The sequence below is a fragment of the Parvibaculum sp. genome (assembly GCF_040882025.1).
Classification (GTDB): Bacteria; Pseudomonadota; Alphaproteobacteria; order Parvibaculales; family Parvibaculaceae; genus Parvibaculum.
On sequence record NZ_JBBECC010000058.1, the window covers coordinates 1 to 15,635 of the forward strand.

A 15,635-nucleotide genomic window follows, 5' to 3' on the forward strand; every position below is an offset into this window, starting at 1 on the left:
TCGAGATACTCGGCGACCAGCGCCCGCGCATTCGCGCGCGCCAGCGCCGTGTCGAGATTTTCAAGTTCGCCGCCCAGCGTCGCGTCGATCACCGCATCGAGGTTCGAGGCCGCATTGTCGCCGATGCAGTCGCGCGCATCGGCCAGCGTCACTTCGCGCGTCGCGCCGTTCTCGCCCGTGCCCATATAGAGCACCAGCTTTTCAAGTTCGTTCTGCGTCACGCCGCGATCTGACCCAAGATGGGAAAGAAGATAATCGAGCGCCGCCGGTTCGGCTTTCAGTCCCGCCGTGCCGAGCCGCGCGCGGATGACCTCGCCGAGCGTTCCGATGTCGTCGGCATAGCAGGGCAGGGCGGCCGCGTTCGCCGCTTCCTCGAAGAGCAGACGCAGTGACGAGCGCGGGCCGAGTTCGCCGCCTTCGGCCAGCACCAGCGCGTCGCCGATCGGATTTTCGAGAAACGAGGTTACGGTCTTTGTTGCGCTGTCGCCGATGCCGCGCAGGCGCACGACGCGCCGTCCGCCCAGCATCGAGATCGAGGCCGCCTCGTCGGCGAGCCGCGCCGGATCGCTTTTCAAATCGCTGTCGGAAATTTCGGTGAGACGAAAGGGATCGGCGAGATCGTCGAGAATGCTCAGCGCCAGGCTTTCGATGCGCTGGCGCACAAGGCCGGCATCGGGTCCGTAGACCAGCACCGCGACGATGTCGGCGGGCGGCTTTGCGGCGAAACGATCTGCGTCCTGGGGTTTTACTTTCAAGGCGTTCTTCGCCGTTCGGTCAAAGCGCTGCGTCCGCCACGCGCGGATGCCGGTTGAAGTGAATACCGAGCTGCAGCTTGATGTCGTCGGCGACGGCTTTGGCGATACGCGATTGCGCGTCGCGCGCCGCGACGATGTTGGCGAATTCGGAATCGACGCGGTTGTAGGAGGTGCGCGAGCGCGCCACCGAGCGCATCACCGGCTTGCCGGTTTCGGTGTCGACCAGGCGGAAGGGAACGACCAGCACCAGATTCTTGCGCGTCACCTCGGCGTCCTGCTCGATCGCGACATCCTCGTCATAGATCGACGGCGCCAGCTCGACGCGGTAGGCGGGGTTTGCCGGCGGGTTGCCGGAGGACGACAGAAGATCGAGCAGCCCGTATTTCAGTTCGCGGCCGAGATCGTTCTCGGGCGCCAGGACATCGACCATCGAGAGGTCGGCCGTGATGCCCGCGCTGTTGCTGTGTTCGGCATAGAGCGGCGTGAAGCCGCAAGCCGGCAGCGCCAGCAAAGCGAGCAGCAATGCACCGAGGCGAAGGTCAGACCACGACATTGACAATCTTGCCCGGCACGACGATGACCTTGCGAACCGCTTTTCCATCGATCGCCTTCCCCACCTTTTCGAGCGCCAGCGCCGCGCGTTCGACCGTCTCGTTGTCCGCATCCCGGGCGATGGTCAGCTCGTCGCGGCGCTTGCCGTTGACCTGCACGGCAATCGTGACGGAGTCTTCCACGATGAGGGCCTTGTCGGCAACCGGCCATTCAGTGTCGACCGCAGGCGTTTCGTGGCCAAGCGCCGCCCAGCACTCCTCGGCCAGATGTGGCATCATCGGCGCGGCGGCCAGCACCATCATCTCCAGCGCCTCGCGTTTGGCCCATTTCCCGGCCTCGTTGCTCGCCGTGAAGCCCGAAATCGCGTTGGCGAGTTCATAGATGCGGGCGACCGCGCGGTTGAAGCGCAGGTTCTCGATGTCGTCGGTCAGCGCGTCGAGCGCCTTGTGTGCGGCGCGGCGGAGCGCCAGCGAGGCTTCGTCGAAATCATTGGGCGTGGCCGTTCCGATCTCGGCGAGTTCGTCCGGCGTCGCGGTCACCAGCCGCCAGAAGCGCTGCGTGAAGCGCCAGGCGCCTTCGGCGCCGGCGTCGGTCCATTGCACGTCGCGCTCGGGCGGGCTGTCCGACAGCATGAACCAGCGTGAAGTGTCGGCGCCGTATTGCTGGATAATGTCGTCGGGGTCGACCGTGTTCTTTTTCGACTTCGACATTTTCTCGACCGAGCCGATGGTCACTGCCGCGCCATCGGAAATCCGTTTCGCGATGCGCGTGCCGCCCGCCGTTTCGATCGTGACATCGGAAGGCGGCAGCCATCGGCCGTCGGCGTCCCGATAGGTTTCGTGATTGACCATGCCTTGTGTGAACAGCCGCGCAAACGGCTCGTCGAGACCGACATGTCCGAGGCGGTGCATGGCGCGGGTGAAAAATCGCGAATAGAGCAGATGCAGGATCGCGTGTTCGACGCCGCCGATATACTGGTCGACCGGCAGCCAGCGATCGGTCGCGGCGCGGTCGGTCGGGCCTGCGGCTTTGGGTGCGCAGAAGCGCGCGAAGTACCAGGATGAATCGACAAAGGTGTCGAACGTATCCGTTTCGCGGCGCGCGGGCTTGCCGCATTTCGGACAGTCGACATGTTTCCAGGTCGGATGGCGGTCGAGCGGATTGCCCGGCTTGTCGAAGGTTACATCGTCGGGCAGCACGACGGGCAATTGCTCGCGCGGGACGGGCACGATGCCGCAATCGTCGCAATGAACGACCGGGATCGGACAACCCCAATAGCGCTGGCGCGAAATGCCCCAGTCGCGCAGACGATAATTGATCGTGCCCTGCCCGAGTTTCATTGCTTCGAGCTTTTCGATGGCGGTGCGCTTTGCCGCCGTCACGTCGAGCCCGTTCAGGAAACCGGAATTGACCGCGACCCCGTCGCCGGTAAAGGCGTTCGTGCCATGGGCGGCCAGCTCTTCGATGAAACCTGCCTGCGCCGCCGCATCCATTTCCTTCGGCGCGACGACCGGGATCACCGGCAGCTTGTATTTGCGCGCGAAGTCGAGGTCGCGCTGGTCATGCGCCGGGCAGGCGAAGATCGCGCCGGTGCCGTATTCCATCAAAACGAAATTGGCGACATAGACCGGCAGCGTCTTGCCTTCGATAAAGGGATGACGTGCCGTGAGGCCAGTATCGAAGCCCATCTTCTCGGCTGTCTCTATCGCTTCCTCCGACGTGCCGATCTGATCGCACTTCTTTATGAAGGCTTGCAGCGCTTCGTTATCCGCCGCCAGCTTTTGCGTCAGCGGGTGATGCGGCGAGAGCGCACAGAAGCTTGCGCCGAACAGTGTGTCGGGCCGGGTCGTAAATATTTCGAGCCGGTAGTCCGGATCGTCCGCGATGCCCTCGAGCGTGAAGAAGACCTTCGCGCCTTCCGAGCGGCCGATCCAGTTTCGCTGCATCGTCCGGACTTTTTCGGGCCAGTGCTCCAGCGTCTCGAGGCCGGCGAGCAGCTCGTCGGCGAAGTCGGTGATGTTCAGGAACCATTGTGTCAGTTCGCGGCGCTCGACCGGCGCGCCCGAGCGCCAGCCGCAGCCGTCGATCACCTGTTCGTTGGCGAGCACGGTGTTGTCGACCGGATCCCAGTTGACCATGCTCTTCTTGCGGCTGACGAGGCCGGCTTCCAGAAAGTCGAGAAAGAGCGCCTGCTCGTGGCCGTAATATTCGGGGTCGCAGGTCGCGAATTCGCGCTCCCAGTCGATGGACAGACCGATCGCCTTCAGCTGCGCGCGCATCGCCGCAATGTTGTCGTAGGTCCAGCCTTTTGGGTGAAGGTTCTTTTCCATCGCCGCGTTTTCGGCGGCCAGTCCGAAAGCGTCCCAGCCCATCGGGTGCAGCACATCGAAGCCGCGGGCCCGCTTGTAGCGCGCGATGACGTCGCCCAGCGTGTAGTTGCGGACGTGCCCCATGTGAATGCGCCCCGACGGATAAGGGAACATTTCAAGAACATAATATTTTGGGCGACCGCTCGCACCGGCGGCGTCGGGCGTGCGGAAGGCACCCCGCTCCTCCCAGACCTTTTGCCATTTCGGCTCGGCGGCGCGGGCGTTGTAACGATCGTTGGGGCGTGGAGACATGGCTGTCGGCTGGTCCGTTTTCATCCGGACCGCTAGCGGCTCTCGGCGGCCTCGATGGTGCTGATGCGGAGCTGGCGCGCGCGCACCAGAATGGCGTTTTCGATCTGCAGCGGCGTGTTGCCGGCAACCGCCGCATCGATCCATTCGCCGGTGCCGTTATCGGCCCGTGTCTGGCGGAAAACAGCCACTTTCACGCCGTCGGCGCGCAGCCGGCGGTCGAGAATATAGACCGTGACCTTGAAGCGCTCGCCCGGCGTTTTCGGATCCTGGTACCAGTCGGTGATGATGACGCCGCCGAAGGGATCGGCCGATGTCAGCGGCATGAAGGCGATGGTGTCGAGCGAAGCGCGCCAGAGGAAGCTGTTGACGCCGATGCCTGTGCCCGCTTCCGCGTCGCCGGAGCCGCCGCCGAACAGCGTCAGCCCGTCCTCACCGAAAATCGATTCGCGCTCCAGCTCGCCGGTCGGGTTGTTGGGGCCGCTCTTGCCGGTCGGCTGGCCTGGGTAGTTCGACGTCGAAGGACCGCAGGCGGTCAGGCCGAGAATGGCGGCAAAAGCCAACGCGGCGGCGGCGCGTCTGGCGCCTTTCGTTCCGGTCATGATCATTATTTACGGCAAGCCTCTCGCGTTACGCCTCTCTCATCCGCCTGCCGGTTCTTGCGCCATGGGCTTGCGGAGAGCAAGTAAATTCACATACCGGTCGCGCGTTGCGGCCAGCGCCCCTTCGATGCATCGTGCGCCTTTATAGCGAGATAAGGCGGCCTCCCGCAATCTCGGTCATTGCGGCGCTTTGCCTGCGTCTCTCGTCCCCCCTGAGGTGACCCGACTGTTGCCCTCAAGGCACAGCCATCGCCGGTTACGGTGGAGCGCCCGCGGGTCAATTTTGGTCCCGCTCAGCTCGATCCTCCGGGCCCGGAATCCGCATCGTTATTGAGTCGCGTAGCCGCCCGCGAGAGTCCGGCGGCCAATCCTGTTCACCGCTCATTAACCAGGGGAGACCGATTTGTGCCCTTTCCGCAACATGCGCCGACATTCCTTCTCCATGCGAGCCGGTTTGCTTGACCCGAAGGGGCGATCAACGGATTAATCGGGTTACGCGCTCGGGGGGCAGTTTCGGTCGGCCCGGCGATGGACGCGGCCATGGGGGGTTTTCCGATGGCTCGTGCGAATGGAACAGCTCATAGCTGATACTGCGAGGAACACATGAAAAAGATTCTCCTTGGGACGACTGCTCTCGTCTCGGCCGGCATGATCGCCGGTCCGGCGCTCGCGAGCGATCCGCTGACCGTCACGGTCGGCGGCACGGTCACGGCCGGCTTCTACTACATCGACGCCGACGACATCGGTCCTGGCGTTGAGATACAACAGACAGCCGTCAAGCTTGTCGCGCGCAACATCGACATCAAGGCCGAAGGCACGCTCGACAACGGCATGGTCGCCGGTGTCCTCGCGACGCTTTCGCTTGGCGACGACTGGAACACGCATGCCGCCAACAACGATGCGGCGTTCCGCGAACTCTTCGCCTACCTCGAAGGTGGCTTCGGCCGCTTCGAAATCGGCGGTACGGATGGCTCGGCATTCAAGATGCACTACACCTCGCCCTGGTTCGTGCCGGGTAACGGTGTCGACAGCCCGAACATCCTGAACACGCTCGGCGCAACAGGCGGTTACGGTTTCCGGCACGCGACCTTCTCGCTGATGGCCGCCGACGCCAACAAGGTGAGCTACTTCACCCCGCGTTTCGCCGGCTTCCAGCTCGGCCTGTCCTACACGCCTGAAGTCTCGTTCAATGGTCCGAACCCGAACGGCCTCGGCATCATTGGGAGCGGCACGCTTGGCCGTATCGACGATGTGGTCGAAGTCGCCCTCAACTATGCCGGTTCGTTCGGTTCGGTTGATCTCGGCGTTGACGGCTTCTACGTGACGGGCGAAGCCAATACGGCCGTCGGTGTCTCGAGCGATCCGGTCGAGTGGGGCGCCGGCCTCAACCTCGGTCTGGCCGGCTTCACCCTTGGTGGTGCCTGGTACCAGTCGGAAGATCTCGGCGTCACGGGCGTGTCCGTCCCGCAATTGTCGACACTTGGTATCGAAGAAGAAGTGTGGACGGTTGGCCTCTCCTATGCGACCGGTCCGTGGACGGTTGGTGTTGCCTATCTCGAGGACGAAATTTCGAATGCGGCCGGAACCTCGGTTGACATCAATACGATCCAGACCGGTGGTGGCTATAATCTCGGCTCGGGCGTGGATGTCGGTCTTGATGTCCAGTTTTCGGAAATCAGCTTCGGTGGTGTTTCCTACGACTCGCAGTCGGCGGGTGTCGTCCTTTCGATCGGCTTCTGATCGCTACGGCGTTTGATCGTTCGAAAGACGAACCAGAAGACTTATGGAGAGCGGGCGTCAAGCCCGCTCTCTTTTTTTATGTGCCGCTCTTTGGTAGACAGGGCCCGATACGACCAACAGGTTGAAGGATCGCAGCATGGGCGCCCTGATCTGGCTCGCCTCCTATCCGAAGTCGGGAAACACCTGGATGCGCAGCTTCCTGCACAATCTGTTCAGGAACGAGCACAAGCCCGTCAGTATCAATGAGATCGACGATTTCTGTCTCAGCGGCTCGGTGGTCCATTGGTACCGGGGCTATATATCGACGCCGTTGCAGGAAATAACCGAGGAGGAAACGGCGCGCTACCGGATGCAGGTTCAGCGCGATTTCACGACCGTCTTTCCCGACTCCGTTTTCGTGAAAACACATAACTATCTCGGCGATCACCAGGGCGTGCCGCTTCACAACATGGATGTAACCGCGGGCGCTATCTATATCGTGCGCAATCCACTCGATGTTGTGCTGTCCATGATGCCGCATTTCGGCATATCGCTCGAAGAGGCGATCGAGTCGCTCGCCAATGAAGCGGCGGGAACCATGCGCACCGCGACGCATGTTCCGGAGCATTACGGCTCCTGGTCAACCAATGTCCGTACATGGACACGCCAGCCAAGTCCCGGCTTATTTGTCGTTCGCTATGAAGATATGCTGGACAAACCGCGCAAGACCTTCAAGCAGGTAACAAAGTTTCTCGGGCTCAATCCGTCTCAGGAACGCATTGAGCGCGCCATCAAGTTTTCCTCTTTCAAGACGTTGAAGACGCAGGAAGAGAAGACGGGCTTCAAGGAAAGGCCCGGCATTTCGAAATCTTTCTTCCGCGAAGGGAAACGGGACCAGTGGCGCGCGAAACTGACGCCGGACCAGGTGCGCCGTATCATCGCCGATCATCATGAACAGATGGCACGCTTCGGCTATATTCCCGAAGACTACAAGGATGCCGTGCCGGCCGAGAAGGCGGTATCCAATGTGGACGGATGACGGCAAGGCAGCTGGAAGCGTGCATTCCTCATTTTACGTGAAAGCTGCGCCGAGCCGTGGCGCGAGAAGCTGACGCCACGAAAATTCGTCGAATCGTCGCCGATCATCGCGCGCAAATGCAACGCTTCGGTTGTGTACCGGCGGATTATGCTTGAAGAAATCCGATCCCGGCGATGCCGGCGGCACCGGTTCCGGTGAGGCGTTTGACGTCGTCTGCTGTCGCGATGCCACCCAGCGCGTAGGGGGCCATTCCGAGCGAGCGGGCAAGACGGGCCAGAACGGCGAACTTGAGTATGCCGAGCGCGGGCGCGCCCGGATGGCTTGCCGTCGGAAAGACAGGCGAGATCAGTATGGCATTGGCGCCCGCGCGCGCGGCTTCATGAACAGCTGCTTCGGAGTGCGCCGCGGCCGTGACGATCCCATAGCTTTCCTTGTACGGACGCTTGAGAAAGCGCTCAGGCAAATGAAGACCATCCACGCCGAGGCGGCGCGTCGGTCCTGGTTCTCCAGCCAGCAACAACAGGCATCCTTTGGCCCGCGCCACACGGGCGACGTGTTGCATCGTGGCTGCGTTGGGCCGTTCCCCATAGCTGCGCCAGATCAACGCCTCTCCGCGCGGCAGCGCATCGAGTGCCGCCAGGGGGTCGGGCAAGCGCGTGGCATCGGTCATGCCGATCAGGACGACCCCTCCGGAGCCCTGCGCGAGGCGCCGCGCAGCGGAACGCAGCTGCGCTGTTTTCCTGGCGGCGATTGTCCGCTGCTTGTTTCGGCCGGCTTCTGACACTAGTTTCGCCCCCGGGAGTTTCCAAACGTGAAGAGTACGACAATGACTTTGCCGGACGCCAGTCAGAGCGGTTCTTCGCCTGCTGCCCGCCTCGCCGCCATCCGGTCGCGCATCGGCAAGGCGGCGCGCGAGGCCGGGCGCGCATCGCAAGACGTCACGCTCGTTGCCGTTTCGAAGACGTTTGGCGAAGAGGATATCCTGCCACTGATCGAGGCCGGTCAGCGCGTTTTCGGCGAAAACCGGGTGCAGGAGGCCAGCGCCAAATGGGCGTCCCTCACGCAACGGTTTCCCGATCTCGAACTTCATATGATCGGCCCCTTGCAGACCAACAAGCTCGATGAAGCCATCAAGCTGTTCGGTGTCCTTCATACACTCGATCGCGAGAAACTGGCGCTGGCGCTCGTCAAGGCGCGCGACAAGGGTGCGACGCTGCCCCATCTTTTCGTGCAGGTGAATACGGGCGAGGAGCCGCAGAAAGCCGGAATCGCGCCTGCGAATACAGACATGTTTCTCGCCCGGTGTCGCGAGGAATGGCAGCTCGATATCGAGGGGTTGATGTGCATTCCTCCGCTCGACGAGGAGTCCGCACTTCATTTCGCGCTTCTCGAAAAACTTGCGCGCCGCAACGGTCTGACAAAGCTTTCGATGGGCATGAGCGACGATTTTGAAAAGGCCATCGCGTTCGGTGCAACCCATGTTCGCGTCGGCAGCGCGCTGTTCGGCGCGCGCGACTAGAGCAGTTTCGCTTTTCTCTGAATCGCGAAACTGCTCTAGGTCGTTGTTTTGGCGCGTTTCCGGACGGCGAACCGGCTTCCACTTCGCCTGGAAACGCTCTAGAGGTCGCCGATCCGCATTCTTGTTTGCGGTTTGCAGCGCGCCAGTACCTTCAACATGTCGGCGAGCCGCAAAGCGACACAGCCTTCGGTTGGCTGCAGGGCACCGCCTTTCTCGTTCGCCAAGTGAAAAAAGATGGCGCTGCCGGCACCGGGCCGTGGCGGATTGTCGTTGTGGCCGAGTACGACGACAAGATCGTAGAGGTGGTCGTTGCGCCACATTGCCTCGGCGCTGGCCGGATAGGGCAGGCGGACCGGCCGGTTGTAGGCGGGATCGCCCGGCGCGTCGCACCAACCATCGTCGGGAGCTATCGGGAGTATCGGCAAGGCGGTCTCTGGCGTGGACAGTCGGTCGGACCGATATCGAAGGTTTCGGAGCGGAAAGAGACCAATGGGTGTGGCGCCGTCACCTTCGCGCTTGTCATCCACCAATCCAGTGCGTCCCAAAGCACAGGTAAAGCTCAGGTCGCCGAAAGTCAGCCGGCCGAGCGATTCGCCCGGCATTGCCGCAACTTCAATATCGAGAATGCCGGAGGAAGACGCCATGACGGCGTCAGGTTAGGCGGTGAGCGCCAATCATGCCAGTGGGCATCAACGCACGTGCTTCAAGGCATCGTATTTGTCGAGGGCCTGATTCATGGCGCTCAGAATATCGGCAGGGGCTGCAGCGCTGTCCTCATCGCCATCGGCCGGGCCCTCCATGTCGAGGCTCATGCGCGGCGCAACGGCCGCCATCCCTTTTTCGATCGCTTCGGCGTTGTCGAATGAACCGATCAATGCCGCGAAGGCCTCCGGGCTCAGTTGCGGCAGGCCGGCCCCACCCGAGACGGGCGCCGTCATGGGCTTTGCTGAAGCGGCTGTTTGCCCGGCTTTCGCGTTGGCCTGGGCCGGGACATCCTTGCTGGCGGTCGCGGTACTGGCGGTCTGGATCGGGGTCTCACCGGAGGGTGCCTCCGGCTTGAAAAGCGCGGCATAGAGCTGATCGCCGATGCCCTGCTCGCCGGAACCGCCGGCGAGGGCGAGGCTTGCGACCGAAGCAACGAGACCGATCGGACCGCCATAGAGCGCGCCGCCCGCGATGCGGGCTTGCGGGCTGATCTTGTCGCCGGTCAAGCCACGATAGACGTCGGCTACGACGGGGATGTGCTGGAGCGGATTCAGCGTGTCGATCAGGTCGTGAAAGCTGAGCTCGGTCCCTTCAGAGGTGCGGCCCTCGCGGCGCGCGGCGCGCAGATCGGCAAAGGCGGCTGAGGCCATATTGTGCTTGCCGGCGGCGAGCGGCTGGGGATGGGCGAGGGCATCTATCATACCTTGTCCGACGCAAATGACGGGCCAGAGCGCAAAGCCCGAAAAACAGCCATATTCGATCGTATTTCGACGATGATAATGGGGCCATGCGGCATTTTTTGCCGTCCGGCCCCTTCTGGTGCCGATCACATCTTCCCGCGTTGGTTGCCGGAACGAGCTATGGCAAACTCCGGCCGCGCGCCTCACTTGGGGGCGTCGTGTATTTGGGACCGAAGAGTATGGCGAAAAAACCCTCTTTTCCGGGGTCGGCCAAGGGGCCTGTCTTCGCGCCGCAGGGGGGTATGCGGCCGACTGTCGGGCTGCCACGTTCGGCGTTGGGTGGACCGAAGCCGACCGTCGGACTCCCGCAGAGCGGAGAGGGCGGCTTTCGACCGGCTGCCAATCCACCTCAACGCCTTCAAGAGGGTAGCCCGCCCCTCGCGCCCGACGACATTGTCCGCTTATTGCAGCTGGGCGGTGCTCATCTTGCGGCTGGCCGCCTCGATCACGCCGGCCGGGCCGCGGCGCATGTGTTGAAGGCCGAACCGCAAAATCCCGATGCGCTTCATCTTCTCGGGCTGGTGGCGCTCGGCAAGGGCGACGCTGCCAATGCCGAGAAGCTGATCGGAGCTGCGGCGGCGATGATGCCGCGGCACGTGAACGTCTGGGTCAATCTCGGTAATGCGCAACGGGATCAGGGCAAGGCCGACGAAGCGCTCATCGCCTATCGTCGCGCCGAGGCGATCAATCCTGCCTATCCCGATATTTTTCTCAACCGCGGCCAGCTCTACAGGGATACCGCGGATTATGGTGTTGCCATCGCCGAATTCGAAAAGCTCATCGCGCTGATACCGGATGACGTTGCGCCCTATATGCGAGCGGCATCGGCGGCGACCGATGCCGGACGTTTTCGTGATGCTTTGGGATTTTTACTGTGCGCCGCAGAACGAACGTCCGATATTCCGTTGCAGCTTGCGACGGTTCTCTCGGCGACATATGAGCGATTGGGCGATTTCGACAAGGCAATTGTGTGGGCGGACAAGGCTCTTGCCATCGATGCCGCAAGCGGCGGCGCGCGGGCCGTCTGGTCCAAAGCGCGGCGTCGGCGATACAAGGGCGACGAAGCGGTTCTCGCCGAATGCCGAAAGCAACTCGCGGCGCTCGATCTCGGCGGCAAGACCACGGTGAACGATGCACGTCTTGTTTCCTCGGAGCTCGCGCAGATTTGTCATGAAGCCGGTGACATTGACGCGGCGTTCCGTTATTTCACGCAGCAGAACGATTACACGTCACGTCTGCCAGACCTCAAGCATGTCAACCGTTCGGCATTTGTCGATGAGGTTCATGCGCTGGCCGATACGTATACGAAAGATTTCGTGTCGGGCTGGCGCTTGCTGCCGGAGCAGGGCGTTGAGCCGGGTCACGCCGCGCCGCCGGTTTTTCTGGTCGGCTTTCCCCGCTCGGGCACAACGTTGCTCGACCAGATTTTCGACGCGCATCCGAACGTTCAAGTGTTCGAGGAGCAACCATTTCTGCGCGCGGTCAGAAAGTCGATCCCCGACTATCCACGATCGCTTGCGGGAATGGATGATGACGCGCGAAAGGCGGCACGACAGATTTACTGGACGGCGTTGCGCGAGGCTGGAGCCGATCTCGAAGGAAAAACCGTCATCAACAAGATGCCGCTCGATATCGTTCATGCGGGTCTTATCCAGCGCGTATTTCCGGAAGCGCGCATCATCTTTGCCTTGCGCCATCCCGCCGATTGCGTGTTGTCCTGCTTCATGCAGGATTTCGTGCCCAACGGAGCAATGCTGAATTTTCTCACGCTTGAAGGGTCGGCGCGCCTTTATGACCAGGTGATGACCCTCTGGCAGGCATACAGGGCATTGCTGCCTCTCAACGTGCATGAGGTACGCTATGAAAACCTCATCGCGGATTTGCGCGAGGAGGTCGCGCCCGCTCTTTCATTCCTCGAACTACCCTGGCATGAAGCGGTAAGCGATCCGGCGGCACACGCGCGGGCACGCGGCACGATCAAGACCCCTTCCTATTCGCAAGTGACACAACCCATATACTCGACGGCCGCCGACCGCTGGCGGCGATATGAAGAGCATATGCGGTCCGTCATGCCCATCCTCGAGGCGCATATCAAGCGCTTCGGCTATTCCCTTTGAAGGTTTCATGAGCGGTATCAAGAAGATCCTTATCGTCGATGACGACGATGCGTTGCGAACGGCGCTTGTCGAACAGCTCGATCTCCATGAAGAATTCTCCTGCGCAAACGCGGCGACAGCCACGGCGGCGCTCGACTGGATTCGCGCCAGTCATGTCGATCTGGTGCTGCTCGATGTCGGTCTGCCGGACATGGACGGGCGGGAAGCCTGCAGGCTGATGCGCAAGGCCGGGGTCAAGGCGCCGATCATCATGCTGACCGGCGCGGACACCGATTCCGACACAATTCTGGGTCTCGATGCCGGGGCGAACGACTATGTCACCAAGCCGTTCCGTTTCGGCGTATTGCTGGCACGTATCCGGGCACATCTGCGCAGCCACGAGCAGAGCGAGGATGCCGTCTTCAAAATCGGTCCTTATTCCTTCAGGCCGAGCGCCAAGCTGCTGGTCGACGCTCAGGAAAAGAAAGTCCGGTTGACCGAGAAGGAAACGGCGATCCTCAAATATCTCTATCGCGCCGGCGCCAAGGTCGTCGGGCGCGACGTGCTGCTCGCGGAGGTCTGGGGCTACAATTCAGGCGTCACGACGCACACGCTCGAGACGCATATCTACCGGTTGCGGCAGAAGGTCGAAAAGGATCCGTCGAATGCCGAGATCCTTGTAACCGAAACGGGCGGCTACCGGCTGGTTCCGTGAAAGCAGATCGGAGCGGAAATGGGAACGAGCACGAATGGTGAGGCACTTCTCGTTGCCGAGAGATTCTTCCACGCGGTTGCAACAGGCGAGACCGATGAGGTCGCGCGCATCTATGCCCCGCAAGCCCGCATCTGGCACAATTTCAGCCAGACGGAACAGACGGTGGAAGAAAATCTCAAGGTCTTGCGTTGGATGGCACGCAAGCTTCCGGGCCGGAGCTACGATGTATTGCGGCGGGTCGCCATTCCCGGCGGATTCATGCAGCAGCATGTCGTGCGCGGCACGCTTGCCGACGGCACGATTTTCGCGATGCCGGCTTGCGTCGTCTGCCTTGTCGAAGACGGTCGCATCACGCGACTTGAAGAATATCTCGATCCGGCCCAGGCAGCGGCATTGTCGGCCTAGTCGCCTTCGACGCGCGCCGTCGGCCTGTAGGCGACAACGAAGTGCGGCGGCATCCTGGTTGCGCGGCCTGTCTCGATGTCGATGCAGACGAAATCCGTGAGGCCGCGCAACAGGGTCGTGCCCGTTTCGGCGTTTACCATCTGGAAGCGGCGGCGCAGCCGCAGACGACCATCGTTTCCGGTGATCCAGGTAGCGATGAGAACGCGTTCGCCTTCGTGACATGCCGCGAGATACTCAAGCTCGTGCCGTCGTACCACCATGCCGCGGTTGAGGCGCTTGTAGGCAGCGAAATCGAGCCCGAGTGCTTTCGAGTGCTCCCATGCCGTCTTTGCCATCCAGCTCAGATAGACGACATTGTTCGTATGCTGAAAATCGTCGATATGCCGGGGTTCGACCCGAACCTCGTGAATGAAGGGATCGGGCCAGTCCCAGTCGATCCGGGGCATCGGCAGAACCATGAGAAGCGCTCCGTTGCGGCGTCCGCACTTCTTAGCCGTGCCAGGCGTCGAGCGCAAATGGGGTTGGGATCGCGGCCCACCCTCCGCTATGCTCGCGCCATGAGCCTCGAACCTGCCATCGTCATGCTGAAACGCACGGAGCTTTTCTCGGGCCTCGATCCGGTCCGGCTCGAGGTGGTGGCGTTTACCTGCGAACGGCGCGAATACGCGCCCGGCGCAACGCTTTTCGAAGCGGGAGACGAGGCCGATTGCGCCTTTCTCGTTCTCGACGGCGAGGCGGCGATGCTGGCGCGCGACGAGAGTGGTGCAGCACGGGCGCTCCGGCTCGGCAGTGGCGATCTCATCGGCGAGACGGCATTGTTCGAGCCACAGCGGCGGTTGACGACAGTGCGCGCCGTTTCGTCGCTTCACACGCTCAGGATCGGCCGTGACATGTTTCAGCGGCTGATCGGCGAATTTCCCGAGATGGCGGGGGCCGTTGCGTCCCGGCTTGCCGGGCGGCTCTCGGCGTTGGGCGAAGAGCTAACGGTGCTTGGCGGACGGCTCGACGAAAGCCGGATCGAAACGAAGAAGGGCAGAAATGTCGATGAGTGAGCGTCAGGTGGAAGCGAAGCGCGACTGGCCGCCGAACATCCAGGCGGTGTTCAAGCGGATGGCGCCGGCAAGCCGCTATCTCGGTCTCGAGATTCTCGATGCCGACCGCGAAGCGCGCATTGTAAAAGTGGCGTTCAATGCCGGCCCCGAACTCTGCAACATGTGGGGCGGCATCCAGGGCGGCATGGTAGCGGCGATGCTCGACGATGTGATGAGCCTCGCCGTCGGCCTCGATCTCGAGTGGGGCCAGATTTCGCCGACGCTGGAACTGAAGGTCTCGATGCTGACGCTGGCGCGGCCGGGGCGTATTCTCGGGACGGGCCGCGTCATCAAGCGCGGCAAGTCGGTCGGTTTTATCGAGGGCGATCTGACCTCGGAAGACGGCAAGCTCATTGCGACAGCAAGCTCGACGGCGACCTTCGTGACGCTGAAAAAGAAAGAAGTACCAGCCGAAAGCAGCGCTCAGGCGTAGGCTTTCTTTGCGAAGAAGGCGCGCGCCTCGGGCGTCAGATGCGTGTTGAAGAGCGCGAAGTGATGCCGGATGCCGGCATTGAGCGCGGCCTTGTCGAGCTTCACGACGCGGCGCGTTTCGCGCAGGAAGCTCGGCCAGTAGCGGATCACCATCCAGACATTGTCGGCAAGCGCCGTCAGTTCGTCGTCCGGCATGTCGAGATGGCGCGCCTCGATCATGTGGCGAAAGAAACGCACCAGCATGTTTGTCGTCATTTCGTAGATGCGGTGGACGCGATCCTCAAGTTCGGGTGAGGTGCGGCCATATTCGGCCTGGTCGCGATAGAGAAACTGATAGGTCCAGACTTCCTCGAAAGCCGAGCGATTGAAAAGCGCGTAAGCCTCGAGCACGGTGTCAGGCGTCGATGCGATGGCAAGACGCTTGTCGATCAGTACAAAGAGCGCCAGCTGGTGCGCGCGCACGAGGTCACGCTTGGTGCGGAAGTGGTACCAGAGGTTGCCTTCCGAGATGCCGACCTCCTCGGAGATACGCGCCGTCGTTACGGCGTCGTAGCCGTTTTCGTTGAAGAGACGGAGGCTCGCGGTGAGGATCCGATCCTTGGTTCCGGCGGCTGCCTGGCTGTTTTTGGCTCTTTTTGTCATCGCCT

Annotated in this window: 17 protein-coding genes; 8 read left to right on the forward strand and 9 right to left on the reverse strand. The window is 62.1% G+C overall.

The annotated features are described in order from the left end of the window. The 4 genes from holA to WEB61_RS03795 all read right to left on the reverse strand — a co-directional run. Positions 1 to 755: DNA polymerase III subunit delta (holA, locus tag WEB61_RS03780; RefSeq protein ID WP_368062990.1), on the reverse strand; the 755-nt coding region annotated here is incomplete at its 3' end. Between the two features lie 19 nt (positions 756 to 774). Then, a complete protein-coding gene (lptE, locus tag WEB61_RS03785) occupies positions 775 to 1,308 on the reverse strand; it encodes an LPS assembly lipoprotein LptE (RefSeq protein ID WP_368062991.1) in 534 nt (177 codons plus the stop codon). Next, positions 1,295 to 3,928: a leucine--tRNA ligase gene (leuS, locus tag WEB61_RS03790; protein WP_368062992.1), complete on the reverse strand. Its 2,634-nt coding sequence runs from the start codon at positions 3,926 to 3,928 to the stop codon at positions 1,295 to 1,297. The genes lptE and leuS overlap by 14 nt, the downstream gene beginning before the upstream one ends. Positions 3,929 to 3,960: 32 nt before the next feature. Then, positions 3,961 to 4,527, reverse strand: a complete 567-nt coding sequence (locus WEB61_RS03795; RefSeq protein WP_368062993.1) for a DUF3576 domain-containing protein — start codon at positions 4,525 to 4,527, stop codon at positions 3,961 to 3,963. Positions 4,528 to 5,130: 603 nt separating this feature from the next. Here WEB61_RS03795 and WEB61_RS03800 point away from each other — a divergent pair. Together WEB61_RS03800 and WEB61_RS03805 are read left to right on the forward strand one after the other, a co-directional pair. After that, positions 5,131 to 6,267 (forward strand): porin, encoded by a 1,137-nt coding sequence (locus tag WEB61_RS03800; RefSeq protein ID WP_368062994.1) that lies wholly within the window; start codon positions 5,131 to 5,133, stop codon positions 6,265 to 6,267. Positions 6,268 to 6,403: 136 nt separating this feature from the next. After that, the gene (locus tag WEB61_RS03805; protein ID WP_368062995.1) at positions 6,404 to 7,285 is read left to right on the forward strand and encodes a sulfotransferase domain-containing protein; all 882 of its coding nucleotides are present in this window, start codon (positions 6,404 to 6,406) and stop codon (positions 7,283 to 7,285) included. A 145-nt stretch (positions 7,286 to 7,430) separates the two neighbouring features. Here WEB61_RS03805 and WEB61_RS03810 read toward each other — a convergent pair whose 3' ends face one another. Continuing rightward, entirely contained in the window at positions 7,431 to 8,069 is a 639-nt protein-coding gene (locus WEB61_RS03810; RefSeq protein ID WP_368062996.1) for a thiamine phosphate synthase, read from the reverse strand. A gap of 42 nt (positions 8,070 to 8,111) precedes the next feature. On the opposite strand from WEB61_RS03810, the gene WEB61_RS03815 reads away from it, so the two are divergent. Then, positions 8,112 to 8,804, forward strand: coding sequence for a YggS family pyridoxal phosphate-dependent enzyme (locus WEB61_RS03815; protein WP_368062997.1), 693 nt, complete (start codon positions 8,112 to 8,114; stop codon positions 8,802 to 8,804). Positions 8,805 to 8,902: 98 nt separating this feature from the next. Here the strand turns inward: WEB61_RS03815 and WEB61_RS03820 are convergent, their stop codons facing one another. Continuing rightward, entirely contained in the window at positions 8,903 to 9,448 is a 546-nt protein-coding gene (locus WEB61_RS03820) for a L,D-transpeptidase (RefSeq protein ID WP_368062998.1), read from the reverse strand. Between the two features lie 45 nt (positions 9,449 to 9,493). After that, positions 9,494 to 10,210: a hypothetical protein gene (locus tag WEB61_RS03825; RefSeq protein ID WP_368062999.1), complete on the reverse strand. Its 717-nt coding sequence runs from the start codon at positions 10,208 to 10,210 to the stop codon at positions 9,494 to 9,496. A gap of 443 nt (positions 10,211 to 10,653) precedes the next feature. Here WEB61_RS03825 and WEB61_RS03830 point away from each other — a divergent pair, with 443 nt between their 5' ends. The 3 genes from WEB61_RS03830 to WEB61_RS03840 are packed head-to-tail and all read left to right on the forward strand — an operon-like array spanning position 10,654 to position 13,465. Beyond that, positions 10,654 to 12,366: a sulfotransferase gene (locus tag WEB61_RS03830; protein ID WP_368063000.1), complete on the forward strand. Its 1,713-nt coding sequence runs from the start codon at positions 10,654 to 10,656 to the stop codon at positions 12,364 to 12,366. Positions 12,367 to 12,373: 7 nt separating this feature from the next. After that, entirely contained in the window at positions 12,374 to 13,060 is a 687-nt protein-coding gene (locus tag WEB61_RS03835) for a response regulator transcription factor (RefSeq protein WP_368063001.1), read from the forward strand. A gap of 18 nt (positions 13,061 to 13,078) precedes the next feature. Then, positions 13,079 to 13,465 carry a nuclear transport factor 2 family protein gene (locus tag WEB61_RS03840; RefSeq protein ID WP_368063002.1) on the forward strand — a complete coding sequence of 129 codons (387 nt, stop codon included), beginning with the start codon at positions 13,079 to 13,081 and terminating at the stop codon, positions 13,463 to 13,465. Here WEB61_RS03840 and WEB61_RS03845 read toward each other — a convergent pair. Beyond that, the gene (locus tag WEB61_RS03845) at positions 13,462 to 13,923 is read right to left on the reverse strand and encodes an acyl-CoA thioesterase (protein ID WP_368063003.1); all 462 of its coding nucleotides are present in this window, start codon (positions 13,921 to 13,923) and stop codon (positions 13,462 to 13,464) included. The two genes, WEB61_RS03840 and WEB61_RS03845, sit on opposite strands and share 4 nt — an antisense overlap. A 99-nt stretch (positions 13,924 to 14,022) precedes the next feature. On the opposite strand from WEB61_RS03845, the gene WEB61_RS03850 reads away from it, so the two are divergent. Continuing rightward, entirely contained in the window at positions 14,023 to 14,517 is a 495-nt protein-coding gene (locus WEB61_RS03850; protein ID WP_368063004.1) for a cyclic nucleotide-binding domain-containing protein, read from the forward strand. Further along, complete coding sequence (locus tag WEB61_RS03855) at positions 14,510 to 14,989, forward strand: PaaI family thioesterase (protein WP_368063005.1); 480 nt, start codon at positions 14,510 to 14,512, stop codon at positions 14,987 to 14,989. Before WEB61_RS03850 ends, WEB61_RS03855 begins: the two co-directional genes overlap by 8 nt. On the opposite strand, the gene WEB61_RS03860 is transcribed toward WEB61_RS03855, so the two are convergent. After that, positions 14,980 to 15,630: a TetR/AcrR family transcriptional regulator gene (locus WEB61_RS03860; RefSeq protein WP_368063006.1), complete on the reverse strand. Its 651-nt coding sequence runs from the start codon at positions 15,628 to 15,630 to the stop codon at positions 14,980 to 14,982. The two genes, WEB61_RS03855 and WEB61_RS03860, sit on opposite strands and share 10 nt — an antisense overlap. Between the last annotated feature and the right edge of the window lie 5 nt (positions 15,631 to 15,635).